Genomic DNA, 25,352 nt, shown 5'->3' with positions numbered 1-25,352 from the left:
AAATTATTTTACGTACTGGTTTACGGGCGCTTTTTTACTGACGACTTTCTGTTTGGCGGTCTTTTTACCGGCCGGCCGTTGACGGATTTGGTCATAGGCGACGGCCAACAAAATAACGCTGCCAATGATGATCTGCTGAACAAAGAACGACACACCGTTCATATTAAGGCCATTGCGCAATACGCCGATGATAAACGCGCCTATCAACGTTCCCGCCACGGTTCCCACGCCGCCCATCAATGAGGTACCGCCAACCACGGCGCTGGCGATGGCGTCCAGTTCATATGCCACCCCGCCGTTGGGTTGGGCGGTTACTAACCGGGAGGCGATCACCACGCCGCACAAGCCGGCGAATGTACCGCTGATGATATAGGCGCACAGCTTGACCTGATCGGTTTTTATGCCTGATAACCGCGCCGCTTCCTCATTGGAGCCAATGGCGTACAAGTAGCGTCCCATGCGCATTTTTGACAAGGCGAAGGTAAACAGCACACCGGCGGCGATCATTAAGAGCACCGGATAGGGTATTCCGGGGAAGATCACTTCCGGCAAGCCGTTACTGCCTTCGCGCAGTACCTGGAACAGCGAACCGTTGCCCAAATCGCCGAAGGAATCCGGCATGCCGGATATTGGCGCCGCATTGGTGACATACAACGCCAGACCGCGAACAATCATCATGGTACCGAGCGTAGCGATAAAGGGCGGCAGCCGGAGCGATGTCACCAGCAAGCCGTTTGCCGCGCCGCACAGACTCCCGGTCAGTACGCCGGCCAGCATGCCGATTGGCACCGGCATGCCGGCGTTCACCGCCATACCGGCGCTCACGCCGGCCAGCGCCACCACCGAACCGACGCTCAAATCGATTCCGCCGGTCAGGATAACGCAAGTCGCGCCGATGCCGATAAAGGCGATGGTTGAGGTTTGCAGTCCCACCGTCATAATATTATTGATGGAAAAAAAACTGTCGCTGGTAAACGAAAAAATAATAATCAGCAGGAATAAACCACCTAAGGCAGCCAACTTTTGCAATAAAAGTTTTCTTTTATCGTTCATTCAAGCCCACTCCTGTTCGGTACGGTACATGTTTTTCACGCCCGTGGCATATTGCATGATTTCCTCCTGATCGGTTTGCCGGGTTGGCAATACCGCGGTCATTTCGCCTTCCCTCATTACCACCACGCGATCGGTCATGCCGAGAATTTCCGGTAATTCAGAGGAAATCATAATAACCCCGATCCCCTGGCTAGCCAGTTCATCCAGTAATTCATATATAGCGTATTTAGCGCCGACATCGATACCGCGTGTGGGCTCATCAAAAATCATGATCTTGGCTTCGCGAAACAACCATTTGGCAATGACCACTTTTTGCTGATTTCCACCGCTGAGATTTTTGACAATCTGCTCGATGTGCGGGGTTTTGATATTCAATTTCCGGATATACTGATCACAGGCCAACTTCTCTTTCATGCTGGAAATAATGCCACATTTGCCACAGACTTTCTCCAGCGCAGCCATCATGACATTGCTTTTGATCGACATATTCACGGCAAGTCCGTTAAGTTTTCGATCTTCCGATAAATAGGCAATGCCCGCCAAAATAGCATCATGGGGACTGGTGATAGTGATTTCCCGGTCAAAAGAAACAATCTGTCCCTCATCCAGCGTTTCGGCGCCGAAAACGGCTCTGGCCAGCTCGGTGCGCTTGGCGCCCACCAGACCGGTAATGCCGAGTATTTCCCCTTCCAGCAAATCAAAATCGATACCCTGGAAGACACCGTAGCGCGTCGCGTTTTGAATCGATAAAATCACGTGATCCTTGACCTGCGATTTTCGCGCAGGGAAGTGGTTGTCGAGAGTGCGGCCGACCATCTGGGTGATAATGGCGTCCATGGTAATATCGCGAAAAACATGATCCGAAATATAGCAGCCGTCACGAAATATGGTGATATGGTCGCAAATACGCTTCAATTCCTCCATGCGATGTGAAATATAAACGATACAGACGTCCCGTTTTTTCAATTTGTCAATCAACAGAAATAGCCGGTCGATTTCCTTTTTGGTCAGTGCCGAGGTTGGCTCGTCCATGATCAAAACTTCGACATCAAAAGACAGTGCCTTGGCGATTTCCACCATCTGTTGTTTGGCCACGGAGAGTGTATTGATAATATCATCGGGAGAGACATCGATATCGAACATCTCCAACAACGCCGCTGCTTTCTCCCGCATCAGTGAAAAATTCACCAGTCCGTTTTTAAGCGGCTCTCTGGCTAGAAATATATTTTCCGCCACGGACAAATGCGGTACCAGGTTCAATTCCTGGAAAATCATGCTGATACCATTATTTTGTGCTTCCAGGACGGAATGGAAGGCGATTTCTTGATCCTTGTAATAGATGGTTCCCTCATCGGCCGCATACACGCCGATAAGAACTTTCATTAATGTCGACTTGCCCGCGCCATTCTCGCCCATTAGCGCATGGACTTCACCCTTGCGTAATTCGAAGTCAACATGTTTCAGTGCTTGTACGCCGGCAAATGATTTGGAAATATTTCTCATTTGCAATATTGCTTGTTGCATGAAAAACTCCGGCTTCAATTGATAATGTTAACATTCTATTGGGGTAACACCTTTTTTCAGAAGAATGTTGCCGTATTTCCGAGTGGAGGATGTTACCACGACGCAATAAGCTTTTTGGGCTCGCTCGTAAAAAGCGAAACGTTCGATAAAAGTGATTTCCTGCGCCGGCGGCAGACATTTCTGATAATCCGCGATCAGTTCATCGGGGATCGTATCGCCAGTATTAGCGGACATCATCACCACGGGATCCGAAACATAACTGTCCAACGTAAATAATGGTATGATGGCCTTAAGCAAACCTTCTACCTGGTTGCCGTCGGCCCGTATAACCTTGGCGTTAACCGTATGCGCGGGAAAGTGTGCATCGCTCAAAATGATCTCATCACCATGGCCCATACAATATAAAGCATGAAGCAGTTCTGGTGAGAGACAGGGATCAATATTTTTCAACATGCCGCCTCCAGTATTTTTTTTTACCCATCAGACTTCACGTCGCCTCTTTGACAGCCGCCGTTGACCCCCAGTGACATCTCCACCATGATCCTGGGGATGAATGGGAAAATCCTTTTCTTTATCAGTCCGCTGCCGAGGCATCAAACATATGCTCGACACATTTATCAATCACTGACTTTCACGATGTCACTTGAGTCGTCTTGGGCTATCGCTTTCATTATGAATATGCCTTGCCGGCACTGCCGCAAGTTAATATTTTTTTCCGGACGACATTTCTCATGGCCTCTTTGGCCAATGTGTTATATTCGCGAGGATCGGTGGTTTTGGGGTGATCGATGAAATAGGCTTTCAACGCATCGGCGTAGGCATATTTCAAATCGGTCGCCACATTGACTTTGCAAATGCCCAGTTCGATGCATTGACGAACATCCTCATCGGCCAGTCCCGATGCGCCGTGCAGCACCAAGGGAATGTCCGTTATCCTGGCGATGTCCCGCAAACGTTCGAAATCCAGTTTCGGCGCCGAACAATAAAGGCCGTGCGCCGTGCCGATGGCGACCGCCAGTGAGTCGATGCCGGTCTGCTCCACCAGGCGTTTGGCGTGATCGGGCCGGGTATAGGGATCAGTGGCGACATCAATGACCATATCGTCTTCCCGGCCGACCAATTGCCCGATTTCCGCCTCGACGCTGCAACCATAATGATGGCATAGCGCGGCAACCTCGCGGGTAATGGCGATATTTTCCTCCAGCGGCAACGCGCTGCCGTCGATCATGGCCGACCGGATGCCGCTTTCGACCTTGGCGCGTATATCCGCCTGCTCATGATGATGGTCCAGATGCAATACCACCTGCAGATGGAGTTCGGCTGCCAGCGATTCGACGATGGCGATTAATTGGGCCGTCCCGGCATACTGATAAGTTCCCGGCGTGCCGGCCAGTATCACCGGAGATGACATTTCTTTCGCGGCCGTCAGCACCACCTGCACTGTTTCCAGGTTATGAATATTAAAAGCCGGCACGGCATAGCCGTTTTTCTGCGCGTGGCGCAGCAGGTAACTGCTATTGATGATATGGTTCATGGCTTATTCCCACGATAAAAGGATTTTTCCATTGGCCGGTCCGCCTTGTAATGCAATGACCTGTTTGACATAGTCTTCTTCATTGACAATGCAACTGATAAGCGGCTCTATCCTGATTTGTTTCTTGCGAAACATCTCCACCGTCAGGCGCCATTCATCGCCGGGAAATGGCGCGGAATAATTCATCCAGCTACCGAACAACGACAATTCCTTGCGTAAAATCTGTTCGTATTCGGTGAAAGTCAGCGCCAGATCACTGTGCAGCGTGCCTATCAGCGCGATTTGCGCGCGCGGTCCGGCGACCCGCAAAGCCAAAGCCACTGTTTGCGGCGTGCCCGCCGTTTCCAGAATCAATTGGTCAAAAGCGATATCCGGTAGGAAATCGCAGTCGGACAATGCGTTCTCATCGTGGACGTTAAGAATATGATCTGCGCCCAACGTTTTGGCGAGCGCCAGCCGTTCGCTGTTGATATCCACCGCGGTTACCGTTTTGGCGCCCAAGGCCTTGGCAGTTTGCATGGCCAGCAGGCCGATGGTGCCCACGCCCAGTACCAGCACATTTTTATTTTCACAGCCGCCCGCCATCAGCATGGGATGTACGCCGACGGTGACCGGCTCGAAAAACGCCCCTTCCAGGGGAGTGACGTCTTCCGGCAAAACGAAACAACTGCTTTGTGGTAATGTCACGTACTGCGCGTTGCCGCCGGGCAAGCGCGAACCCACGAAGGAGTAGCCCTTGCCGAGCGAATAAAATCCCCGCCGGCTTTCTTCCGCGGATAAGTTGGGAACAAGCGGCACACAACAAATAATATTACCGGGTCTGATGCCACTGACGCTTCGGCCGATGGCAACGACCTCGGCGGAGAATTCATGTCCCAGACGAACCGGATAAAAATGCGCGCCATGATGGAAAATGCGGGGAATATCCGATCCGCATAACCCGGAATAAATGACCTTGACCAATACTTCCTCATCGCCGCACTCAGGCATATTGGTTTCGCGAATCTCCAGCGCGTTATTCCCGGCGACAACGATTTCTTTCATTCTCGTCATGACCATGTCCTTATTGTGGGCCGCAGCCATAGCGATAGAGCCGTAGAACATCCTGGATACGCAGGAGGACCAGATTCATCGGGGTGAGGACGGCCTCTTGGCGCAGGACGCGTTGAAATTGCTCCGGGAAAAACTGGCTGACGATGCCGAGCGGCAAGGCGATACCCTCCAGGTTAGCGAACAGCTTGTCCACCGCTTTATTAATGCGAACGTGCGGCCAGTAATAGCGCAACCGATCGGAGAGGCTGAAATGCATATCGACCCGTGCCTTGGAATGGAGCGGGCTGTAATAATTCTTCCAATAGTCAGGCTCGTCCTGCATAACATCATCAATAACCGCGATCAATTCGCTGCGATCGCCGGGCGCCACGAGGGCATTTTCCATCATCGCCAGGCCGAACATGGCCTCGCGTAACGCGAAAGTCAGCGCCGGGCCAACTTTCAAGATCGCAAAGTGATCGCGGACCAGGGCTTTATAAGCCTCGGCGGTTTGATAATCCGTGGAGTGGGCTTCATAAACCAATCCGGTGTTCTCGACGGCGTTTGACAAATTTTGCGCCAGTTGCGGTTGATAATGCACGATCGACGAATGATCGAACTCGACTCCGGGCTGCACGACGATGGCGACGATTCTTTCAATCGCCTCGTTAAGGCCGCGGGCGGCGAAGGCCTGATAATGGCTATTGATGGTTTCCAGCGCCGCGGCGGGCGTCGTGATATGCACCGATTCGATGGCTTTGCTTTCTCCCCCCGGTACCGGCACTTCCGTTCCGACGACATAGGTCAGCCGCGTTTTTTGTTCATCGGTGGCGGTCTGCTCGGCTACCTGGCAAAGTCGGGCGGCGCGTTCAGCCACGGTCAACGGGCTAAGCGGCACGGGATCGTCGCTGCAGGACATCGAGGTATCGATATGGATTTTGGTGAAACCCGCCCGGACATACTGTTCAATTAAGGTTTCGGATTTCAGTAATGCGCTTTCGGCAGTTTCGTTTCTCCAGCAGTTCGGCCCCAGGTGATCTCCGCCCAAGATAATCCGCTGAGGGGGAAAGCCTATATTATCCGCGATGGCCAACACGAAATCGCGAAATTGCGCCGGTTGCATGCCGGTATAACCGCCAAATTGATTGACCTGATTTGACGTGGCCTCAATCAGTACCTTTCGATCGCCGGCCAGATCAAAGCGAAGAGCCGCTTCAATGACCAGCGGATGTGCCGAACACACTGAACAGATGCCGATCGGCGTTCCGGAGATGTGCTTCTGAATGATCTCTTTCATTTAATTTCCTTGAACACTGCCTGGTTTGAGTCACTGCACTGGATACTTTCATATTCAGAACCATTTGTTTGTGATCGGCATCACCAAACGAAACTAAATGATAGTTAAAAGGCAAAACGAAAGGTTGTAGTGTTTCGAAATGGAAAGTTTTTTTTGCCATTGACGGCAGGGCCGTTAGGATGGCGGTGGGGTAAAAGAACACCCAGGAAGCATCTTTTGCTCAATGCGCTGGGTTTATCGAGGGGCGCCGGCAGATAATGAGGTATTAAAACACGAGGTTGAAAATATCAGATTAAGCGACAGATAAATTTGAATCACCACCATTAATACGTGGATTGTTTCTCGTATTTGCCGATAAAGACAATGTATATTAAAAATGCACTTTGTCGATAAAGTCGGGGTAAAGAATAATGAGTAAAAAACCCACTCCGGACTATCTTAGATATTGGGGAAAAGCGCGTAAAAAGCAGGGAAGCATGGGTGATGACTATCATCTGCTCGCTTATCACTGCCTGGATGTGGCGGCCTGCGGCTTTCTTATGGTTAAGCGGGATTTTTTCGGCAGTAAGCAAGTGCTGGCGTCTTGCGGTATGTCAGAGGAAGAAGGCGCCTTATGGATAGCTTATCTCTTTGCCTGTCATGATATCGGCAAATTCGCCCGCGGGTTTCAGCGTTACGCCGTTTTCCCCGATGAACGACTGGTTCCGGCCCAGAAAAACATCGTCGCCACGGAACGACATGATTCTTTGGGATTTTATTTGTGGGGCAAGATTTTCAACACGTGGTGTGAGGGGGATGAAGATCGTCTTTGGGGAAGGGCGCCGGAGGACCTTCGGCCTTTCCGCAAGGCACTTAATATCTGGATGGCGATCAGCACCGGTCATCATGGCATGCCGCCCAAAAATTTGAAAAACAGCGGTGCGTTAGCCTTCGATGAGGATGATTTGCATGCGGCGAGGCAGTATTTGGCTGCTTTGAACACATTATTCCCATTTCAGGTACTGCCGGAAACCTGGAAAACGAAACCCGGTAGAAAATGTTTGCAAGAGCAAAGCTGGTTTTTCGCTGGGCTGATGACATTGGCGGACTGGATGGGTTCCAATGACGTCAATTTCCCTTATCACAGTGCGCCCATGCCGCTGGAACAGTATTGGATCATCGCCTGTGAGCAAACCCGACAGACGCTCTCGCGGTTACCGCCGATATCTTCAAACAGCCAATACGTCGGGTATCAAGCGCTTTTCCCGTTTATAAAGGAACTCACCCCTCTGCAGCGGTGTGCTACAACGCTGGATATTTCCTCTCCTGGCCCGCAGCTGATTATTCTTGAGGATGTGACCGGCGCGGGTAAAACCGAAGCGGCGCTGATCCTGACCCATCGTTTACTGTCCGCCAAAAAAGGGCGAGGGCTGTATGTGGGTTTGCCGACCATGGCGACGGCCAATGCCATGTACGATCGTTTGGCGAAAGCGTACCGCGCGTTGTTTGCCGAGGATACCCGACCCTCTTTGGTACTGGCCCATGGCGGCAGGCAAATGTCCGAGGCGTTCAGCCAGTCGGTCTGGCAACCCGTGGAAACCGAGCAGGAAGATTATGATCGTATCGACGCCAATGCGGGCAGCGAATGCCATGCCTGGTTTGCGGACTCGCGAAAAAAAGCGTTATTGGCCGAGGTGGGTGTCGGGACAATCGATCAAGTTCTCATGGCGGTAATGCCGTTTCGCCATCAATCATTACGTCTGCTGGGTATGCGCGACAAAATTTTGCTCTTAGACGAAGTGCATGCATACGACAGCTATATGGTGAAATTGCTGGAAGGGCTGCTTTGCTTTCATGCGGCTCAGGGCGGTAGCGCCATTATTTTAAGCGCGACATTACCCGCCGCCTTGCGTGAAAAACTGCTTGCAGCATTTACTGAGGGCGCCGGGTTGCCTATGGCGCAATCCGCCAGCGAGACAGGGTATCCCTGGTTAAGTCATCTTTCCTCGGCCGGACTCCTCGAACAGTCTTTGGCGACGCGTAAGGAGGTGCGGCGTACCGTGGCGGTGAACTGGTGTGAGACGCGCCGGCAGGCTATAGATCTGATATACCGGGCGGTAAGTGAAGGTCACTGTATTTGTTGGATTCGAAATACAGTGGATGACGCGCTGAAAGTGTTCCAGCAATTATTAAATGAAGCGAAAATTCCAGAACAGGACCTTTTACTGTTTCATAGCCGTTTTGCTTTTGCCGATCGTATGGTAATCGAAGATAAAACCCTCAAATGGTTTGGCAAAACGTCAACAGGAAATGAACGGCGTGGGAAGGTGTTGATTGCGACTCAGGTCATTGAGCAAAGTCTGGATTTAGATCTGGATTATATGATTACCGATCTTGCCCCGATTGATTTGCTGATACAGCGCGCGGGGCGCTTGCAACGTCACATTCGCGGGGGACAAGGCCAATGTGAAGGCACTCTTACCGATAAACGTCAACCCCCGATTCTGCATATTTTAGCGCCGGAATGGCAGGAGGAGGCGAAACAGGGTTGGCTGGGGGATGAATTGAGGGGCAGCGGTTTTGTGTATCCGGACCATGCCTGTTTATGGCGAACACAGGTCTTGTTAAGGCAATATGGCGAAATTCGCATGCCCGAAGGCGCCAGGGCGTTGGTCGATGGGGTTTACGAGGAAAGCATACCTGTTCCTCAAGAACTGCAAACCCTCTCCAATAAAGTCTATGGCAAGGAGATAGGCCGACGCGCCATCGCTTCGCAGAGCTTATTGCAAATGGCTAACGGTTATAACAGAGCTGCCAGCGAGATTTTATGGAGTGAAGACGGGGCGTTTTCCACGCGACTCGGTGAAGAAAGCACGGATGTCTATCTCGCATGGCTTGATCCGGACGGCCAACTGCAACCTGTGGTCGGTGAGGGGGATTTTCGCTGGGAGAAAAGCCGGGTGCAAGTGCGCAAATCTTGGTGGGAAAGCCAGTCCGGCCATTTTTCCTTACCCGCAGCGCAGACGCTTGAGCAATTCCGTAAGCGCCAGCATCGGCCGGGGGCTCAGGTCTTGCTGGTATCGAAAAACGGCGAGGCGATTTATTACAGTAAGCGTTTAGGATTGGTGGGGGAAATGTCCGCGCTTGCGTGAGGAATACATTCGTTGTGTTTGCGAACTGACGCCGCCCGGCGCCAACTTAACAGGGGCGATATCAATGGATTTAATCAAAGAACCTTGGCTTCCGGTTATCCGCGTCGACGGAACAAAAACCAAAATACCACTTATTGAACTTTTAGATAACGCTGTTCTCGATACGGCTTATCTTCGCGCCGATTTTCAAAATGCGTCATGGCAAATGCTGGCGGGTTTGTTGCAATGTACGGTTGCGCCAGAGGATGACGATGATTGGGAAGAGATATGGAATGACGGGATCGATCCAAATGACTGGCAAGACGGATTGCAAGCAGTCTCTTCGGCATTTCAATTTGGTGCGGAAAAACCCTCCTTCCTGCAAAGCTACGATGCTCTTGGTAGTGAATACGGTTCTATTGCCGGTTTGCTGATTGACGCGCCAGGGGAAAATGCGCTTAAGCACAATAAAGATCATTTTATAAAACGGCGCAGCGTCGAACGGATCTGTCCTGATTGTGCGGTCATGGCATTATTTACCGTACAAACCAACTCCCCAGCGGGAGGCGCGGGATATCGCGTTGGGATGCGCGGCGGCGGCCCGCTGACCACCCTGGTGATGCCGATGGCCGGACAGCATGTCCCATTATGGAAAAAGCTCTGGCTAAATGTCATCACCCAGACAAAAGAGCCGACTTCTGAGAAACTTACGCAGATATTTCCTTGGCTTGGGCCAACAAGAACCAGTGAAAAGGCCGGAAATGTTATTACGCCGGAAAATGCGCACCCGTTGCAAGCGTATTGGGGCATGCCGCGCCGTATTGAAATCGATTTTGCGCATACCGATGCCGGTAACTGCGATCTGTGTGGCGAACACCACCAAGCGTTATTGCTACAAATGCGCAGCAAAAATTATGGTGTGCAATACGATGGTTGGCTCCATCCCTTTTCACCCTATCGCCAGGCGTTAAAGGATCCCTCATCGCCCTGGTTGGCGTTAAAAGGGCAACCAGGGGGATTATGTTATAAAGACTGGCTGGGAATCTTGCTGGAGGGCGAAGATAAATTCAACCGGACGCTTCCCGCCAAGGTGGTTCGCGCGGCGACTGAACGGGCGAATATCCTGGCCTGCGGCCTATGGTGCTCTGCTTATGATATGGATAACGCCAAAGCGCGCTGCTGGTATCAGCATCGCATTCCGCTTATTGACACCTCTCGAGCGGACCTGCTGCAAGCGGTTATGCAACAGGTGGTTTCGCTGGCCTCGGATTCACTTTCACTATTGCGCAATGCCCTCAGAAGCGCCTGGTTTGCCAACCCGAAAGAAGCTACTGTTGATTTCGGTACGGTGAATACTGCCTTCTGGCAGGAAACTGAACCGGCCTTTCTCTCCTTATTAGTGATATTGGCAGGGGACCCTCAGCGCAAGAATGCCGCGTCATGCCAGGCGTTACGTCAATGGGAAATGCAGTTACATACCTATCTTCTGGAGGTATTTGACCGTAATGCCCTTACCGATGTGGATTGTCCAAGCGATATTCTTAGCCGCCGATTAGTCGCCCGACGCATACTGGATGGTGCGTACTGTAAACAAAAAACCCGAAAAGATGTATTGCTGCTTGGCGAGGAACAGAAGGAAAAACAACATGCTTAATAGTGATACGGCGATCCCGCGAATATTCAAAGATACGGAAGCACAAAAGGCGCTGACGGACTGGTTTGCCATTTTATCTGAGCGTTATGCCAACCAGGATGAAAAAAGAATCAATGGCCGGGCATGGCGGGCGGAAATAAAACGCATGGCGCCGCCTTATGATGCCATGATGAGTGAAAGCTATAATGTATTGCGTCGACGGTTATCCGCCTGTATGGCATTACAGCCTATTGATCTGATGGCGTTGGCGTTGTTCGTGAGCGTCGCCGCGCATATTAAATCCCATGACAATAAACGAAGTTTCGCCGCGCAACTGGGGGAAAGCGTAAAAGTTAAAGATAAACCTTGCTTTTCCCCTTTGCGTTTTGAACGTTTGCAGCGGGTTACCCATCCTGATGATTTATACCAGCAATTGATTCGCGCAGTGAAAATACGTGATACGAATGGGGTCAATATCCTCTCGTTGGCAGATAGCATTTTTTTGTGGATGCGGGAGTGGCAGCGGCGTGAGGCCCATCAACCGGAAACCGCCCATCCCTTTGATCGTAACCGTATACGTTGGGCGAGTGAGTATCTTTCCACTTATGACGCCAAATAAGCATTTTTAGAAGGATTTAATCATGACTACCTTTATTCAACTTCATTTATTGACCGCCTATGCGCCCGCCAACTTAAACCGTGATGATTCCGGCCGGCCGAAAACAGCTTTCATGGGCGGTGTGGAACGTCTGCGCGTGTCCTCGCAAAGTCTAAAGCGCGCCTGGCGAACATCCGAAACTTTTGGTGAGGCGATGGAAGGTTTTATAGGCGTGCGTACCCGTCGTATCGGAATGGACTATGTTTTCAAACCGATGCGCGAAGCGAATATTGCGGAAAAAACAGCAAAAGAAGCAGCGGGGAAAATTGCAAATCAGTTCGGAAAACTGAAAAGCGATAAAAACGCCTCCTTGGAAAAGAATCTCGACATCGAACAAATCGTACATGTTAGCAATCATGAAATCGCCTTGATCAAAAATTTGGTCAATACGCTCATCGTGGAAAATCGTGAACCGACAGACGACGAAGTCAAGCTGTTACGAAAAGAACAGCGTAGCGTGGATATGGCTTTATTCGGTCGTATGTTGGCATCTAGCCCAGACTTCAATGTAGAGGCCGCTTGCCAAGTTTCCCATGCGCTAGGTGTAAGCGCCGTGACGATCGAAGATGACTTTTTCACCGCGGTGGATGATTTGAATAAGAAGGAAGAAGATGCCGGTTCTGGTTTTATGGGCGAACAAGGATTTGCTTCCGCGCTTTTTTATACCTATATCTGTATCAGCCGCGATTTATTGGTGGAAAATCTGGGTAACAATGCGGAGTTGGCGAACCGGGCTATCGCCGCGCTCACCGAAACAGCTATGACGGTTTCGCCTACGGGTAAGCAAAACAGTTTTGCTTCTCGCGCCTATGCTTCCTATGCGTTGGCGGAGATCGGTACCCGGCAGCCTCGCTCGCTGGCAGTGGCTTTCTTTCAGCCAATAAGGGATGACAATGTGGTACAGGCCGCAATCGCGCGCTTGCAAGCGCAACGCAACAATTTTGACGACGTTTATGGAAAATGCGTTGAGGCGTCTTGCGAACTGAATGTCCAGGCGGGAACCGGTTCAATGCAGGAATTGCTGGCCTTCGTCAGCCGCTAAGGATGGTGTATGAAGGAATATCTGGTTTTTCAGTTATACGCTCCGTTGGTTTCTTGGGGCGTGGAGGGCGTCGGCGAAGTGCGGCATACGGCGTCGGTTCCCACACGTTCCGCTTTGCTGGGGTTGCTTGCCGCCGCCTTGGGAATTCGCCGCGAAGAAGAAACGCGGATTAACCACTTTAATCAGCATTATCGCCTTGCGGTGCATTCGCTTTCTTCCCAGGAGCGCTGGCTGCGTGATTACCACACGGTCAGCGCACCGCGCGAGTCCAGAAAGTATCGGTATTACACGCGCCGTGATGAGTTAAGTCTTGCGCCAAGTGAGATTGGCACGATCATTTCACAGCGGGAATATCGAGTTGATGGCTATTGGCATGTGGCGGTATGTGAAACGACACAGGCACCCTATACCCTTGCCGCTTTGCGAGAAGCCTTGTTGGCGCCGCATTTTCCGCTCTATTTGGGGCGTAAATCTTGCCCATTGGCATTGCCGTTGGCGCCCCGATTGCTATCAGGTACCTTGCGGGAGGTTTTTTCCAAAGTGGCGCTGGAAATGCGCGCGTCAGAACTAGAAAGGCTTATTCACGATTCGGGTGTCTGTTATTGGGATGATCCGGACGAACGGAGTCTGACCTGTCAGCAAACGCAATGTTGCCATGATCAGCCCGTGAGTCGGAAACGCTGGCAATTTGGCGACTATATCCGTTATAGCGGGCCGTTCCAAGGGAGAGAATAATGTACCTTTCTCGTGTTCAATTGCATTTGGAAAAATTAAAACCGGACATGTTGCAAAAATGGCGCACGTCGACGCCTTATGCGAGTCATCAATGGTTATGGCAGCTCTTTCCGGAACAACAAAAACGGCATTTTCTGTTTCGGCAGGAGCCAAAAGGTCGATTCTTCATTCTGTCGGCGACGCCGCCTTTGACACAGCATTTCCTTTTCGAAGTTGAAACCAAGCCTTTCAAACCCTCGCTTGAAAAAGGTTTGACGCTTGACTTTCAGCTACGCGCTAATCCGGTAGTTACGCACAATAATAAGCGCAGCGATGTCATGATGGATGCCAAATATAAGGCAAAGGCCAACGGTATTGCGCGTGACAGATGGTGGAAAATACAACAGAGGGCCGCGCAGGAATGGCTGGAGAACCAAGGAAATTTGCATGGGTTCCGGTTGATATACCCCGATAATGATGATCTTGCCCGTTGGGCGGGACCTGATTATGCCGATGATAATGCTGACGATCCGGCACGGAGTTCTTGCGTGGGCGCCTATCAGCAATACCGCGTCGTGCGTCGATTAGATGAGAAACCGATTGCCTATAGCAGCGTCGATTATGCGGGGAGTCTGTGTATTACGGACGTGGCCCTATTCGAAAAGGCTTTGCTCGAAGGAATTGGCAAATGCAAGGGGTTGGGGTGCGGGTTAATGATGGTAAGAAGAAAACGGTAGAGATGTGCTGTATTCCAACAGGCATGTTGTTGGGGGATGTTTGGTCTGTTTTGCGCACAGCCAGACAGTATTATCAACGGTATGTTTGTCAGTTGAAATGCGAATCAGTAAAAATGAGCGCTATGAGTAATGTTATTGTAATAACGAAAAGGTTGTTGCGTTACTCATAGCGTGATGAGCGAAGGCGCTGGATTGTCATATTCGGCAAGAGGTGGTGCATGGGCTTTATTCCCCTTAACCCTATTCCCATGAAAGACCGGGTTTCATTGGTTTTTTTGCAATATGGTCAGATCGATGTTATCGATGGCGCTTTTGTCTTGGTGGACGCGACTGGCGTACGGACGCATATTCCGGTGGGGTCGGTCGCGTGTATCATGTTGGAGCCGGGCACTCGGGTTTCCCATGCCGCTGTCCGGCTGGCCGCCCAAGTCGGAACTCTATTGGTCTGGGTGGGGGAGGCGGGCGTGCGGCTTTATGCTTCAGGCCAACCTGGCGGAGCGCGCTCAGATCGGCTGCTTTATCAAGCAAAGCTAGCGCTTGATGAAGAATTGCGATTAAAAGTCGTGCGTAAGATGTTTGAGCTGCGTTTTGGCGAGCCTGCTCCCGCACGCCGCTCTGTCGAACAATTACGGGGTATAGAGGGGGCGCGTGTACGGGAAACCTATAAATTGCTGGCACAGCGTTTTAATGTGCAATGGAGCGGGCGAAATTACGATCCTGACGATTGGGAGAAAGGTGATGTGGTAAACCAATGTATCAGCGCCGCTACTTCATGTTTATATGGTATTACCGAAGCCGCAGTGTTGGCGGCAGGTTATGCGCCGGCCATTGGCTTTGTGCATAGCGGCAAGCCGCTGTCTTTCGTCTATGATATCGCCGATATTATCAAATTCGAGACCGTGGTACCCAAAGCGTTCGAAATTGCCGCTAAACGGCCCCTCCGACCCGATCAAGATATTCGTCTGGCTTGTCGCGATATTTTTCGATCTTCGCTGGTGTTAGGCAAATTGATTCCTTTGATTGAAGATGTTTTGTCCGCCGGTGGTATTGAACCACCAGCCGCGCCGTTGGATGCCCAACCACCCGCCATTCCCGAGCCACAGCCGTCGGGTGATGTCGGCCATCGGAGCCACCGATGAGTATGTTAGTGGTGGTGACCGAAAATGTTCCGCCACGATTGCGTGGGCGCCTGGCGGTATGGTTGCTGGAGATAAGGGCCGGGGTGTATATCGGCGATACGTCACGTCGTGTGCGGGAAATGATTTGGGAACAAGTTAGCGAGCTAGCAGAGCAGGGCAATGTTGTGATGGCATGGGCAACCAACACAGAATCTGGTTTTGATTTCCAAACGTACGGAACTAATCGGCGTATTCCGGTAGATTGGGATGGGCTGAGACTAGTATCTTTTCAACCTATTGAAAATAAATAGTTTTCAGTTCTTTAAAAATTCAGAATTTGCTGGGAAAAGTTGGTGGATTTTTAGATGGTTAATAATATCTTTAAGATCAATAATGTAGATTAAGAGTGTTCCCCGCGCCAGCGGGGATAAACCGCTCTACATCGAGGTTCGGGAGGGCGACCGCGAGTGTTCCCCGCGCCAGCGGGGATAAACCGCGGGGAGACAGCGAAGATACAACGCTATAATCGTGTTCCCCGCGCCAGCGGGGATAAACCGTACCCGGCCATGCGTTTGTCCAGTACATCCAGGTGTTCCCCGCGCCAGCGGGGATAAACCGAACCGGACGTTGGGTAAACGAGAGGTGGAGTAGTGTTCCCCGCGCCAGCGGGGATAAACCGTTCGAAGAACAGCAATACGGGGAATGGAATACGTGTTCCCCGCGCCAGCGGGGATAAACCGCACTGATATTACAATAATAATGCTTTGCACATGTGTTCCCCGCGCCAGCGGGGATAAACCGTCATGAAATTGACAAAAACTTTATCCCCACTAGTGTTCCCCGCGCCAGCGGGGATAAACCGATTATGCAAATGCGACGGCCGGAGTACTATGCGTGTTCCCCGCGCCAGCGGGGATAAACCGCGTTTGCTTGTCAGTCATGACTCGCCCCCTTGTCGTGTTCCCCGCGCCAGCGGGGATAAACCGCATTCCGGCAATTTGCCAGTCTCTACCATGCAGTGTTCCCCGCGCCAGCGGGGATAAACCGAGATTTTAAATGCTGGAGCGTGCTCATCTGGAGTGTTCCCCGCGCCAGCGGGGATAAACCGCAATTTTTCGCAAATATATTCATCGGTCGGATGTGTTCCCCGCGCCAGCGGGGATAAACCGAAAATAATTCTCAAATAATGCAAGGATTAAGCGTGTTCCCCGCGCCAGCGGGGATAAACCGTTTTGTCGCCGTTTATTGCGAATGCAGTTTGAGTGTTCCCCGCGCCAGCGGGGATAAACCGGGGAAGAAGGTCTTCGAGAAAGTAAATTAAAAGTGTTCCCCGCGCCAGCGGGGATAAACCGCAAAATGATGACATATTAAATCAAGAATTTAAGTGTTCCCCGCGCCAGCGGGGATAAACCGGCGGCGAATCAACTCATAAACCATCGGAATTAGTGTTCCCCGCGCCAGCGGGGATAAACCGTTTTGGCGTTGGCAGACGATGAGCAGTTTCCTGTGTTCCCCGCGCCAGCGGGGATAAACCGTTTACACAAGAATAGAATCATCGGAAGGTGATGTGTTCCCCGCGCCAGCGGGGATAAACCGTAAAATTTATTCATAAACAAAAATTTGAATAAGTGTTCCCCGCGCCAGCGGGGATAAACCGCCACTAGATTAATAAGAACATCACCCATTACAGTGTTCCCCGCGCCAGCGGGGATAAACCGCAATTTATTTAGGCAAGCCACTAGATTAATAAGTGTTCCCCGCGCCAGCGGGGATAAACCGATACAAAAAGATCAGATTTATCATCTGGTAAAGTGTTCCCCGCGCCAGCGGGGATAAACCGTTTATTTCTTTTCTTAATTGCAGCATTTTCAGGTGTTCCCCGCGCCAGCGGGGATAAACCGAAAACAACTCTCCGTCATGTGAAAATACAGGGGTGTTCCCCGCGCCAGCGGGGATAAACCGCATTGCCTATTGAGAAGCGCGGCTAATTACGGGTGTTCCCCGCGCCAGCGGGGATAAACCGAAGAATCGGGAGAATCGGAAGACGAAGAAGAAGTGTTCCCCGCGCCAGCGGGGATAAACCGCTTATCCAAATTTTAAATGCCGGCGAATGGGTGTGTTCCCCGCGCCAGCGGGGATAAACCGTGGTTTATTGGTTTATGGATAAAGAGTTTAGTGCTGTTCCCCGCGCCAGCGGGGATAAACCGGTCGGATTTCGCGAAAGAAATTTGGGCCAAGAATAGTCTTCGCCTATGTAGACAATCCCCTCTTGATCCTGGCCGAAACATCGCCAACTTGCCGACCATGCCGATCTAAAGGGGGACTCAAAGTGCAGGCGAAAGCATGTCACGTTTCGATATGAAGATACTCTTTATGGACGATTTCCCCGTCATTTAACGTATAGATTGCCGCTTCCGCGCTTAAGGTGACAAGCTCTCCTTTCGGGGGGGTTATGCCGGCTTTGCCGACAATGCGCCCACCTTTCTTGACCGAAAGTGTTTCATAGGTAAGGGCGCCTTGGATAACACCATGTTCGAGAACATCGATAGCGCCCGATTCGCAAATTCCGTTTACGGTACCGTCGACGACAAGCTCTTTGCTGATAATGTTGCCCTCAACCGAACCTGTGCGCATTATATTGATAACGCCGTCTTCGGCATGGATATTGCCCTGCACCGTGCCATAGATATCGATTTCTCCAGAAAAAATGATGTTTCCCTCTAGTTGCATATCGGAAGCGATAATTGCTTTTTGGGGAGGAAGGTTATCTTTAGCGTACCCGTTCGGCGCGGACGCTATGGCGTCGTCAGGCGACAGGGTATTATTGCTACCGGCAATTTTTTTCCCGAACATAATCATAACCTTTTGCTGTAAAAAATGGAGGGTAAAAGCGCTGATCGCCAATGCCGCAAAACAGAGGACCAAATAAATATCCGATAGCCACCAATAAACCAATGCAACAGCCCAGCACAGCAGCCCGCAATAAAAGAGAACCTGCCTCATACTGATATGTCTCATTAATGTTTTCGACAGATACCCGAAACAAGATGCTTTCTTGGTTTTCATCTTAAAAAGACAACGGAACTTATCATTTTTCTAAGTTCGTCATACCTCAAGTCAATGCTTTGTCGGCCGCGTCTGCCCGCCCCAGTCACAGCGTTATCGCCGAACCTGGGAACTCACTCTCCTGCCGCGGCGATGCAACGGGAAGCATCTAAAATAAATAATTAATGGAGAAAATGATTAATATAGTTAAAGTCGTTAAATATATTCCTGAGTAAATTTTGCTAAAAACTTAAAATAATCAGACCAGAGACCAGGCTTAATCAAAAATAACGCGTAGAGGAAATTATACGAGACGGTTGTCCGTGCGGCAAATGATTTTACATGGGGATGGGCAGAAGCGCGTTCCGGCGTTGCCGTTGCTAACCAAAACGCTGATATTTTATAGCGCCTGGTATTCCTAACTATTAGCCCGATAAAGATTATTTTTGACAAACAAAACTGACTTTCCAAAAAAAGGATCGACGACTGAACCGTGATGGCGGGATTATTCTCATTCATCTGGTCATATCATGTAGCCCCCTGAGTAGGCCGCGTTTGCCCAGCCGAGTCACCGCGGCGTCTTTGTTCCTGAAAACATCCTGGTTCTCACCGGGCTGCCGTTGGTGGTTTATACCCATCCCCAACGAATTCGTTGCCGGGATGCCCCTCACTGAAGATCGAATAACACTCATCGCGCGGCAAGCGCGGCGGTCTCGCCGGCATTACTCAAAGTGTCGTACCGCAACGCTGGTGATATGATTATTGCCTTCAACCAACAAGTTCATCAAATGGATAAATTGCCGGCGCTGCTCGACACTCAAGGGCGCGAGCAGACGTAGTTGCGCTTCGTGCATCTGCTGGCGGGTTTTTTCCAGTACGCGCCGGCCCTTCAGGGTGATTGCCACGATCTTGCGGCGTTTATCGCTAAAGTGAACCTCACGTCCGAGCCAAAGCTGTTTTTCCAGCAGCTCAATAGCGCCCGCCAGCGTGGTACGATCGACGCCCAGCTCCGCCCCGAGAGCGGTTTGGTCCATATCGCCTCCAGTATCGAGCACGGTGAGCAAGCCATACTGCAACGGCGTGATTTCGCCCGCCAGACATTCATAAAAAATAGCATGATGGATCTGGTTTAAGCGCCGGATAAGAAACCCGGGCCGCTGCCATAACTGCGTGGTATCCAACTCAAATTCCATCATTTGTCATCCTGGTGCGCGCGGCGGTGCTCGTGACCTGAAACGGTGCAAAACAGCGGAACGGTATGATGCTATAGAATATTATATTAAAATTATTCATTATTTTTCAATTTATTACATGATAATTATCAGTATACGGCACATTTATTGCTTTGCCAAGGAGTAGAGAACAAAACTGAAAACAACCGCTCACCCGCAAAGGTAGGACTATGGTCAATTCACCGGCAACATTATCAGTAGGCATTGAAGATAAGATACCGCCAGCCCAGAGGGTAATCTACGCTTTTCAACATCTGCTCGCGCTTACCGGCATCTGGGTCTTTCCGGTGATTATCGGCGGCGCGTTAAACCTGAGCCACGCTCAGACGGGGGCCATGGTACAGGCATGTTTTTTCACCACAGGGATCGTCACGCTGTTACAATCGGGGCGTTTTTTGCGGTTACCTGTCGTACAGGGGCCTACCGCGGCCTTTATGGTGGCGGTGCTCGGCTCCGCCCATACGGTGGGGCTTGGCGTCACCTTCGGTTCGATGTTCGTTGCCGCGTTGATTTTCGCCTGCCTTTCTTTGCCCTTGAAACAGCTTGGGCTTATCGGTCTGCTGGCGCGCTATATCTCGCCTCCGGTGGTATTCGGTAGCCTGCTGGTGATCATCGGCGCGCAATTGGCCAGCATCGGACCCAATGGCTGGTTTGGCACCGCCAGCGGCGGTACGCTGGGCACCAGCGCTTTGGCCGCATTGTTTACGGTGCTGGTGGTGTTGGGCTGTCTGGTGCTGGGACGGCGTCAACTGATCAAACGCGGCGCGCTTTTATGGGGCATTATCGCCGGTACCATTGCGTTTAAATTGATGACCGACTGGCATCTGGCAAGTTTGAGCCAGGCTCCATTGATCGCTCTGCCGGGGGTATTTTCCTTCGGTTTCGGTGTTTCACCGCCAGTGGTATTGCTAATGATGTTGGCCTTTTTGCAAGCTTCCGCCGAGGCGATGGGTATGTACTCACTACTGGCGGATTGGGGGGGCCAAACGCTCACCACCCAGCGTGTCAACCGCGGTTTATTTACGGAATTTCTTGGTTGCGCGGCGGGTGCCGCTGTGGGGGGACTGGGCACGACCTCTTACCCGGAAAACGTCGGCATCATCCGTGTGTCTGGCATCGCCAGCCGCTATGTTACGCTTACGGCGGGCGTTCTCGCGCTGGCGCTCGGCGTCATGCCAAAGGTCGGGCTGCTGTTGGCCAGCCTGCCGGGACCGGTGCTTTCCGCGGCATCCTCGGTGTTGTTCGGTATTATCGCTTTTAGCGGCATTCAGATGTTGGCGCGGGTACATTGGGACGAATATAACCTGGCCGTGGCGGCGCCGGCTTTTATCTTTTCCATGGGTAGCATGTATCTGCCCGCTGACGTATTGTCGCAGTTGCCGGAGGCCGCCAAGGGGATTGTGGCGCAACCCATGATGATGGGGGTTATCCTGCTCATCATATTGAACATATTAATCAATGTGGTAGCACGGGATCGCCGGGACGCCACCCTTAGTGTGGAAGTGGAAAAATAATGAAAAAAGTCACCTGGCCAATTAATGCGCAGCGCACAGCGCTTATTATTGTCGATATGCAAAAAGCTTTCTGCGTTAAAGGTAAGGAGCTTTATGTGCCGGACACGGAGCGCATCGTCGATAAGATAGGCGATTTAAGCGTGTTGATGCGTGAGCGTGGCATGCCGGTGATTTACCTGCGGCATGTGGTGCGCGGTGACGGCAGCGACACTGGCCGGATGCGTGATCTCTATCCCGAGGTGGATGCCTTGCTGGGGCGCGACAACCTCGATATTGACATTATCGAAGCACTCTACCCCCGGCGCGGTGATACTGTGGTGGACAAGCTATTTTACAGCGGTTTCCACAATACCGATCTGGATGCCATTTTGCGCATGAAAGATATCGACACGTTGATTGTTTGCGGCACGGTAACCAATGTGTGTTGCGAAACCACCATTCGCGATGGCGTTCACCGGGAATACAAAATGATCGCCTTAAGCGACGCTTGCGCCGCCATGCCTTACCCTGATATGGGCTTTGGCGGCGTCAGCGCCGCCGAGGTGCAGCGCATTTCGTTAACCGCTATGGCCTATGAGTTCGCCGAGGTGACTGACTCGGCGGATATCATGGGACGGATTCGTCATGCTGGGTAGGTTTCAGAGTCCGTAGCGGCGCATATCCGGCCCTGCGGGCACAATGCCGCTTGGATTGAGCGCTTTGATGGAATAGTAGCCCCGCTTGATATGATCAAGATTGACCGTTTCCCGAATGCCCGGGATTGTCAGGATGCGCTGTACGTAGCGATCGAGACCGGGATATTCCCGCAACTGCCGCTGGTTGCATTTAAATAGCCCGTGGTAGGCCGCGTCGAACCGGATGAGTGTAACAAATAGCCGAACATCGGCCTCGGTTAACTGCCCGCCGCAAAGATAGGACCGCCCGTCGCCGAACCGTTCTTCCAGGCTATCAAGCATGCCGAAAACATCGTTGAATGCTTCCTGATAACTTAACTGGGTGGTGGCGAAGCCTGCCCGGTAAACGCCGTTGTTCAAGCGCGGATAAATCTCGGCGTTTAAAGCATCGATTTCATCGCGTAAAGCCCGTGGGTACAGGTCAAGGCCGCATTTGGCCAAGTCGCCGAATCCATCGTTGAACATACGAAGAATATCGGCTGATTCATTGTTTACGATAGTCGCGGTTTTCTTGTCCCAGAGTACCGGGACTGTCGCGCGTCCGGTGAATGTCGGATCGGCCCGGGTGTAAAGCTGGTGCAACCATTGTGCATGATTTACCGCGTCCCGGTCGGCGCCGGGGAAGTCACCGAACCGCCAACCTTGATCGTACAAAAACGGCTCGACGACGGAGACGCTGACGACCCGTTCGAGTCCTTTCAGCGAACGGGCCATCAGGGTGCGGGATGCCCAGGGGCAAATAAAGGCCACATACAGATGGTAGCGATCCGCTTCGGCTTTGAAGCCGCCTTCGCCGGTGACGCCGGGCGTGCCGTCCGGCGTGATCCAGTGCCGGAAGCTGGATGTCTGGCGGACGAATCCGCCTTTTTCATCAGTAGCCTGAACCGGGTGCCATTCAGTGGTCCATTTACCTTTTACCAGCATCGGTTGTCTCCAATCATTTTTTGATGGGCGTCGGTTTCAGCGCCAACGCGCCATCGCCAGTCAAGGCCAGTACCACCAGTCCCACAATCCAGAAAGCCGGGAATTCCCAACCGCCATTGGGGTTGGTGAAAAAGAAGCCCGCGGCGGCATGGACTGTGAAAATCGCGCCCAAGAGAATGGGGATAAGCAGTACGGCGACCACCCGTGACCATATGCCGAGAATCAGTAATATGGCGCCAATCAGTTCCCAGGCCATGGTGATATAGGCCAGCCCGCCGGGTAAACCCAAAGATACGAAGAATTTAGCGGTGCCGGCCGGCGTGAAGACGAATGCTTTCAGGCCGAAATGCGCCAGAAAGAGGATGCCCAATGCGATGCGCATGACCAAAGCGGCCCAAGGAGCGGTGCGGTTATCAATCATTTTTCTCTCTCTTGTTAAGTGTCGTTGAGAGAAAGATACGCGATTTCCTTAATAATGATTATCCGGTCGAATTGACAATCTTTCATTCCATTTTGGAAATAATTAGAACTCAATATCCCATTCCGGCTTTCTAGCGAACGCCTCCACCAGAAAATCAATAAACGTGCGGGATTTACGCGCCAGATGCTGCGCGGGCGGGTACAAGGCGAAAAGCCCCAGAGGCGGGCTGTCATAATCCCGCAACAGGGCAACCACCTGATGCCGACGTAACGCATCGCCGGCCACAAAGGTCGGTACGCGGGTAATTCCCAACCCGGCGACGGCGGCGCGCAGGCAAGCTTCCGCGTTGGAAAACCGCAGTCGTCCGTTAATCCGGTACAACGCGGTCTTTTCTCTTTCAATGAAATGCCAGTGGAGGGGATCGCGGAAGTTGCTATCAACAATGCAGTCATGCCCGTCCAACTCCCGCCAGTGTCGCGGCGTCCCGTGCGAGGCTAGGTAGTCCTGCGCGGCAACGGTGACGACGCGAATGTCGCATAATCGGCGAGCGATTAGGCTGCTGTCCTCCAGCTTGCCGATCCGGATCGCCAGGTCATAGCCTTCATCAACAATGTTTACCCGTCTGTCCGAGAAGTTGACATCCAGTTCAACCTTCGGGTATTGACGGGCAAATTCCACCATAACCGGCGCCAAACGGGTGGTGCCGAACGTTACCGGCGCTGATATCCGCAGACGGCCGGCGGGGGCGCCGGCGGTATGGCGAACATCCGCATCCAGTGCATCGAAAGCGTCCAGCAACGATTTTACCCGCTCGTAATATGCCTGGCCGACATCGGTGGGCGAGATCGCCCGCGTGGAACGTTTGAACAATTGGGCGCCCAGTTCCCGCTCCAGTCGGGAAACCAGCTTGGAAGCCTGGCTCGCGCTGGTGCCCAGCCGCTCGGCGGCCTGGGCGAAGCTCCCCAGTTCCAGCACCATGACGAACATTCGATCGCAATCCAACCGATCCATCTTTAGCTCTTAGACGTATTGAGGTTATCGGCTCATAGTATCATTCAGAGCAGCGGAAGTGGCCACAACTGTCTCCTGCCGATGGATAGGGCAATGTCTTTTGATGTTGTTCATTAACCGATATGCAATGTGCAGAGAAATGCTACGGCGAGCAGGTGAGGGATGATAAGAACAAGAAATTTTGCTCACCAGAAGCCTTGAGATGGCATGCCAGTCTATTAGGCTACTGAAAAATAGCGTATTTTGGTAAACGGCGTCGGGGTTAAATCACTTTTTTATAATATTATGAAAAATAACGAATTTTTGTTCTTTAACAATGAGGAATTCAAAGAAAAATAATCGGTAGAATTTTTATGGGATAAAAAAATAACTTAAATCAGAAAGATGTATCGAGAGTGTTCCCCGCGCCAGCGGGGATAAACCGGCTATATCACCCGGCAATCACATGACATGTACGTGTTCCCCGCGCCAGCGGGGATAAACCGGATTGGATTCTCTGGGAGAGGTTCATCGGGTGGTGTTCCCCGCGCCAGCGGGGATAAACCGTGCTTTGTCATGATGGGGAATTTACGCTCTACGTGTTCCCCGCGCCAGCGGGGATAAACCGAAACCGCAGACCAACAAACGACCGAGAATTTAGGGTGTGCCCCTTAACTTAACAATCGATTCAAAAATAACCTGATCGCTCCCGGTTTTAGCATACTCAGATAGTTTCTCGCTGTTTTTTCCGAGCGTATAGCAATACGTCGATTTTCTTTTAGGGTGTGTCCCGTAACTATTTTTTGTACAATCAGTTCTATGATTTACCCACAAAAAGTCCTTTAATTTGGCTCGTTACGATTTCCCCGATGAGGCATGGGCCCTGATTTCTCACATGCTGCCACCTGAAAGAGGCTCTTCCAAAGGCGGGCGTCCTTACTTTGCGCTTTGCGCACAGACACGCCATGAATGGCATTTTTTGGGTACTTTGCTCTGGCGCTCCCTGGCGGGATTTACCTGAATGTTATGGTCACTGGAAGACGATTTACAATCGCTTTAATCGGTGGTCTAAAGCGGGAGTAATGAGCAGTATTTTCAAT

At 51.6% G+C, this 25,352-nt stretch carries 22 protein-coding genes, 1 pseudogene and 1 CRISPR repeat array; of the genes and pseudogenes, 11 read left to right on the top strand and 12 right to left on the bottom strand.

All coding sequences use genetic code 11. The features are described from left to right. Positions 1-3: 3 nt before the first annotated feature. The 6 genes from FCN80_RS19175 to gatZ form a co-directional block, all read right to left on the bottom strand. Entirely contained in the window at positions 4-1,053 is a 1,050-nt protein-coding gene (locus FCN80_RS19175) for an ABC transporter permease (RefSeq protein WP_136991827.1), read from the bottom strand. Next, positions 1,054-2,577 carry a sugar ABC transporter ATP-binding protein gene (locus FCN80_RS19170; RefSeq protein WP_136991826.1) on the bottom strand — a complete coding sequence of 508 codons (1,524 nt, stop codon included), beginning with the start codon at positions 2,575-2,577 and terminating at the stop codon, positions 1,054-1,056. Positions 2,578-2,604: 27 nt separating this feature from the next. Continuing rightward, positions 2,605-3,030, bottom strand: coding sequence for an L-fucose mutarotase (gene fucU, locus FCN80_RS19165; RefSeq protein ID WP_136991824.1), 426 nt, complete (start codon positions 3,028-3,030; stop codon positions 2,605-2,607). Between the two features lie 217 nt (positions 3,031-3,247). Next, positions 3,248-4,111, bottom strand: coding sequence for a tagatose-bisphosphate aldolase subunit GatY (gene gatY / locus FCN80_RS19160; protein ID WP_136991822.1), 864 nt, complete (start codon positions 4,109-4,111; stop codon positions 3,248-3,250). Positions 4,112-4,114: 3 nt separating this feature from the next. Then, a complete protein-coding gene (locus FCN80_RS19155; protein WP_136991821.1) occupies positions 4,115-5,164 on the bottom strand; it encodes a zinc-binding dehydrogenase in 1,050 nt (349 codons plus the stop codon). A gap of 10 nt (positions 5,165-5,174) precedes the next feature. After that, entirely contained in the window at positions 5,175-6,440 is a 1,266-nt protein-coding gene (gene gatZ, locus FCN80_RS19150) for a tagatose-bisphosphate aldolase subunit GatZ (protein WP_136991819.1), read from the bottom strand. Positions 6,441-6,850: 410 nt separating this feature from the next. Here gatZ and cas3 point away from each other — a divergent pair, with 410 nt between their 5' ends. From cas3 to cas2e, 8 genes are all read left to right on the top strand, one after another. Beyond that, positions 6,851-9,571 carry a CRISPR-associated helicase Cas3' gene (gene cas3, locus FCN80_RS19145; RefSeq protein ID WP_136991817.1) on the top strand — a complete coding sequence of 907 codons (2,721 nt, stop codon included), beginning with the start codon at positions 6,851-6,853 and terminating at the stop codon, positions 9,569-9,571. Between the two features lie 64 nt (positions 9,572-9,635). Then, positions 9,636-11,204: a type I-E CRISPR-associated protein Cse1/CasA gene (casA, locus tag FCN80_RS19140; RefSeq protein ID WP_136991816.1), complete on the top strand. Its 1,569-nt coding sequence runs from the start codon at positions 9,636-9,638 to the stop codon at positions 11,202-11,204. Beyond that, a complete protein-coding gene (gene casB, locus FCN80_RS19135) occupies positions 11,197-11,802 on the top strand; it encodes a type I-E CRISPR-associated protein Cse2/CasB (protein ID WP_136991815.1) in 606 nt (201 codons plus the stop codon). Before casA ends, casB begins: the two co-directional genes overlap by 8 nt. 22 nt (positions 11,803-11,824) lie before the next feature. Next, positions 11,825-12,883 (top strand): type I-E CRISPR-associated protein Cas7/Cse4/CasC, encoded by a 1,059-nt coding sequence (gene cas7e, locus FCN80_RS19130; RefSeq protein ID WP_136991814.1) that lies wholly within the window; start codon positions 11,825-11,827, stop codon positions 12,881-12,883. Between the two features lie 9 nt (positions 12,884-12,892). Beyond that, positions 12,893-13,618: a type I-E CRISPR-associated protein Cas5/CasD gene (gene cas5e, locus FCN80_RS19125; RefSeq protein WP_136991813.1), complete on the top strand. Its 726-nt coding sequence runs from the start codon at positions 12,893-12,895 to the stop codon at positions 13,616-13,618. Then, the gene (cas6e, locus tag FCN80_RS19120; RefSeq protein WP_136991812.1) at positions 13,618-14,334 is read left to right on the top strand and encodes a type I-E CRISPR-associated protein Cas6/Cse3/CasE; all 717 of its coding nucleotides are present in this window, start codon (positions 13,618-13,620) and stop codon (positions 14,332-14,334) included. Before cas5e ends, cas6e begins: the two co-directional genes overlap by 1 nt. Before the next feature lie 218 nt (positions 14,335-14,552). Further along, complete coding sequence (cas1e, locus tag FCN80_RS19115) at positions 14,553-15,473, top strand: type I-E CRISPR-associated endonuclease Cas1e (protein WP_136991811.1); 921 nt, start codon at positions 14,553-14,555, stop codon at positions 15,471-15,473. Continuing rightward, the gene (cas2e, locus tag FCN80_RS19110; RefSeq protein WP_136991809.1) at positions 15,470-15,763 is read left to right on the top strand and encodes a type I-E CRISPR-associated endoribonuclease Cas2e; all 294 of its coding nucleotides are present in this window, start codon (positions 15,470-15,472) and stop codon (positions 15,761-15,763) included. The genes cas1e and cas2e overlap by 4 nt, the downstream gene beginning before the upstream one ends. Before the next feature lie 95 nt (positions 15,764-15,858). Continuing rightward, positions 15,859-17,659: direct repeats of the CRISPR family, unit length 29 nt; unit sequence GTGTTCCCCGCGCCAGCGGGGATAAACCG. Positions 17,660-17,798: 139 nt separating this feature from the next. Here cas2e and FCN80_RS19105 read toward each other — a convergent pair. The 3 genes from FCN80_RS19105 to FCN80_RS19095 form a co-directional block, all read right to left on the bottom strand. Next, positions 17,799-18,455: a bactofilin family protein gene (locus FCN80_RS19105; RefSeq protein WP_170975455.1), complete on the bottom strand. Its 657-nt coding sequence runs from the start codon at positions 18,453-18,455 to the stop codon at positions 17,799-17,801. A 258-nt stretch (positions 18,456-18,713) separates the two neighbouring features. After that, on the bottom strand, positions 18,714-19,016 hold the full coding sequence (locus FCN80_RS19100; RefSeq protein ID WP_136991806.1) for a hypothetical protein: 303 nt from the start codon (positions 19,014-19,016) through the stop codon (positions 18,714-18,716). A 203-nt stretch (positions 19,017-19,219) separates the two neighbouring features. Beyond that, a complete protein-coding gene (locus FCN80_RS19095; RefSeq protein WP_230492787.1) occupies positions 19,220-19,693 on the bottom strand; it encodes a MarR family winged helix-turn-helix transcriptional regulator in 474 nt (157 codons plus the stop codon). Positions 19,694-19,899: 206 nt separating this feature from the next. Between FCN80_RS19095 and FCN80_RS19090 the strand changes: the two genes are divergently transcribed. Together FCN80_RS19090 and FCN80_RS19085 are read left to right on the top strand one after the other, a co-directional pair. Beyond that, the gene (locus FCN80_RS19090; RefSeq protein ID WP_136991805.1) at positions 19,900-21,243 is read left to right on the top strand and encodes a uracil-xanthine permease family protein; all 1,344 of its coding nucleotides are present in this window, start codon (positions 19,900-19,902) and stop codon (positions 21,241-21,243) included. Continuing rightward, the gene (locus FCN80_RS19085) at positions 21,243-21,878 is read left to right on the top strand and encodes a cysteine hydrolase family protein (protein ID WP_136991803.1); all 636 of its coding nucleotides are present in this window, start codon (positions 21,243-21,245) and stop codon (positions 21,876-21,878) included. Before FCN80_RS19090 ends, FCN80_RS19085 begins: the two co-directional genes overlap by 1 nt. A 3-nt stretch (positions 21,879-21,881) precedes the next feature. Here FCN80_RS19085 and FCN80_RS19080 read toward each other — a convergent pair whose 3' ends face one another. The 3 genes from FCN80_RS19080 to FCN80_RS19070 all read right to left on the bottom strand — a co-directional run bounded on the left by FCN80_RS19080 (position 21,882) and on the right by FCN80_RS19070 (position 24,273). Next, positions 21,882-22,841 (bottom strand): glutathione S-transferase family protein, encoded by a 960-nt coding sequence (locus FCN80_RS19080; protein ID WP_136991801.1) that lies wholly within the window; start codon positions 22,839-22,841, stop codon positions 21,882-21,884. A 13-nt stretch (positions 22,842-22,854) separates the two neighbouring features. Further along, a complete protein-coding gene (locus tag FCN80_RS19075) occupies positions 22,855-23,262 on the bottom strand; it encodes a DoxX family protein (protein WP_136991799.1) in 408 nt (135 codons plus the stop codon). 102 nt (positions 23,263-23,364) lie between these two features. Further along, on the bottom strand, positions 23,365-24,273 hold the full coding sequence (locus tag FCN80_RS19070; protein WP_136991798.1) for a LysR family transcriptional regulator: 909 nt from the start codon (positions 24,271-24,273) through the stop codon (positions 23,365-23,367). A gap of 826 nt (positions 24,274-25,099) precedes the next feature. On the opposite strand from FCN80_RS19070, the pseudogene FCN80_RS19060 reads away from it, so the two are divergent. Next, positions 25,100-25,352, top strand: a pseudogene (locus FCN80_RS19060) (transposase); the annotation flags it as partial.

Origin of the sequence: Martelella alba (assembly GCF_005217455.1) — a bacterium.
GTDB lineage: Bacteria > Pseudomonadota > Gammaproteobacteria > Enterobacterales > Enterobacteriaceae > Acerihabitans.
The sequence above is the reverse complement of the archived record's forward strand: the minus strand, read 5'-3'. Positions and strand labels throughout refer to the sequence as shown.

Coding starts and splice junctions, on each gene's coding strand:
- gatY (WP_136991822.1), bottom strand. CDS start 4,111: ATGAACCATATCATCAATAGCAGTTACCTGCTGCGCCACGCGCAGAAA.
- FCN80_RS19075 (WP_136991799.1), bottom strand. CDS start 23,262: ATGATTGATAACCGCACCGCTCCTTGGGCCGCTTTGGTCATGCGCATC.
- cas2e (WP_136991809.1), top strand. CDS start 15,470: ATGAGTATGTTAGTGGTGGTGACCGAAAATGTTCCGCCACGATTGCGT.
- cas6e (WP_136991812.1), top strand. CDS start 13,618: ATGTACCTTTCTCGTGTTCAATTGCATTTGGAAAAATTAAAACCGGAC.
- FCN80_RS19155 (WP_136991821.1), bottom strand. CDS start 5,164: ATGACGAGAATGAAAGAAATCGTTGTCGCCGGGAATAACGCGCTGGAG.
- FCN80_RS19095 (WP_230492787.1), bottom strand. CDS start 19,693: ATGATGGAATTTGAGTTGGATACCACGCAGTTATGGCAGCGGCCCGGG.
- FCN80_RS19080 (WP_136991801.1), bottom strand. CDS start 22,841: ATGCTGGTAAAAGGTAAATGGACCACTGAATGGCACCCGGTTCAGGCT.
- cas1e (WP_136991811.1), top strand. CDS start 14,553: ATGGGCTTTATTCCCCTTAACCCTATTCCCATGAAAGACCGGGTTTCA.
- cas5e (WP_136991813.1), top strand. CDS start 12,893: ATGAAGGAATATCTGGTTTTTCAGTTATACGCTCCGTTGGTTTCTTGG.
- FCN80_RS19175 (WP_136991827.1), bottom strand. CDS start 1,053: ATGAACGATAAAAGAAAACTTTTATTGCAAAAGTTGGCTGCCTTAGGT.
- cas3 (WP_136991817.1), top strand. CDS start 6,851: ATGAGTAAAAAACCCACTCCGGACTATCTTAGATATTGGGGAAAAGCG.
- FCN80_RS19090 (WP_136991805.1), top strand. CDS start 19,900: ATGGTCAATTCACCGGCAACATTATCAGTAGGCATTGAAGATAAGATA.
- gatZ (WP_136991819.1), bottom strand. CDS start 6,440: ATGAAAGAGATCATTCAGAAGCACATCTCCGGAACGCCGATCGGCATC.
- fucU (WP_136991824.1), bottom strand. CDS start 3,030: ATGTTGAAAAATATTGATCCCTGTCTCTCACCAGAACTGCTTCATGCT.
- FCN80_RS19100 (WP_136991806.1), bottom strand. CDS start 19,016: ATGAATGAGAATAATCCCGCCATCACGGTTCAGTCGTCGATCCTTTTT.
- FCN80_RS19085 (WP_136991803.1), top strand. CDS start 21,243: ATGAAAAAAGTCACCTGGCCAATTAATGCGCAGCGCACAGCGCTTATT.
- casA (WP_136991816.1), top strand. CDS start 9,636: ATGGATTTAATCAAAGAACCTTGGCTTCCGGTTATCCGCGTCGACGGA.
- FCN80_RS19105 (WP_170975455.1), bottom strand. CDS start 18,455: ATGAGGCAGGTTCTCTTTTATTGCGGGCTGCTGTGCTGGGCTGTTGCA.
- cas7e (WP_136991814.1), top strand. CDS start 11,825: ATGACTACCTTTATTCAACTTCATTTATTGACCGCCTATGCGCCCGCC.
- casB (WP_136991815.1), top strand. CDS start 11,197: ATGCTTAATAGTGATACGGCGATCCCGCGAATATTCAAAGATACGGAA.
- FCN80_RS19070 (WP_136991798.1), bottom strand. CDS start 24,273: ATGGATCGGTTGGATTGCGATCGAATGTTCGTCATGGTGCTGGAACTG.
- FCN80_RS19170 (WP_136991826.1), bottom strand. CDS start 2,577: ATGCAACAAGCAATATTGCAAATGAGAAATATTTCCAAATCATTTGCC.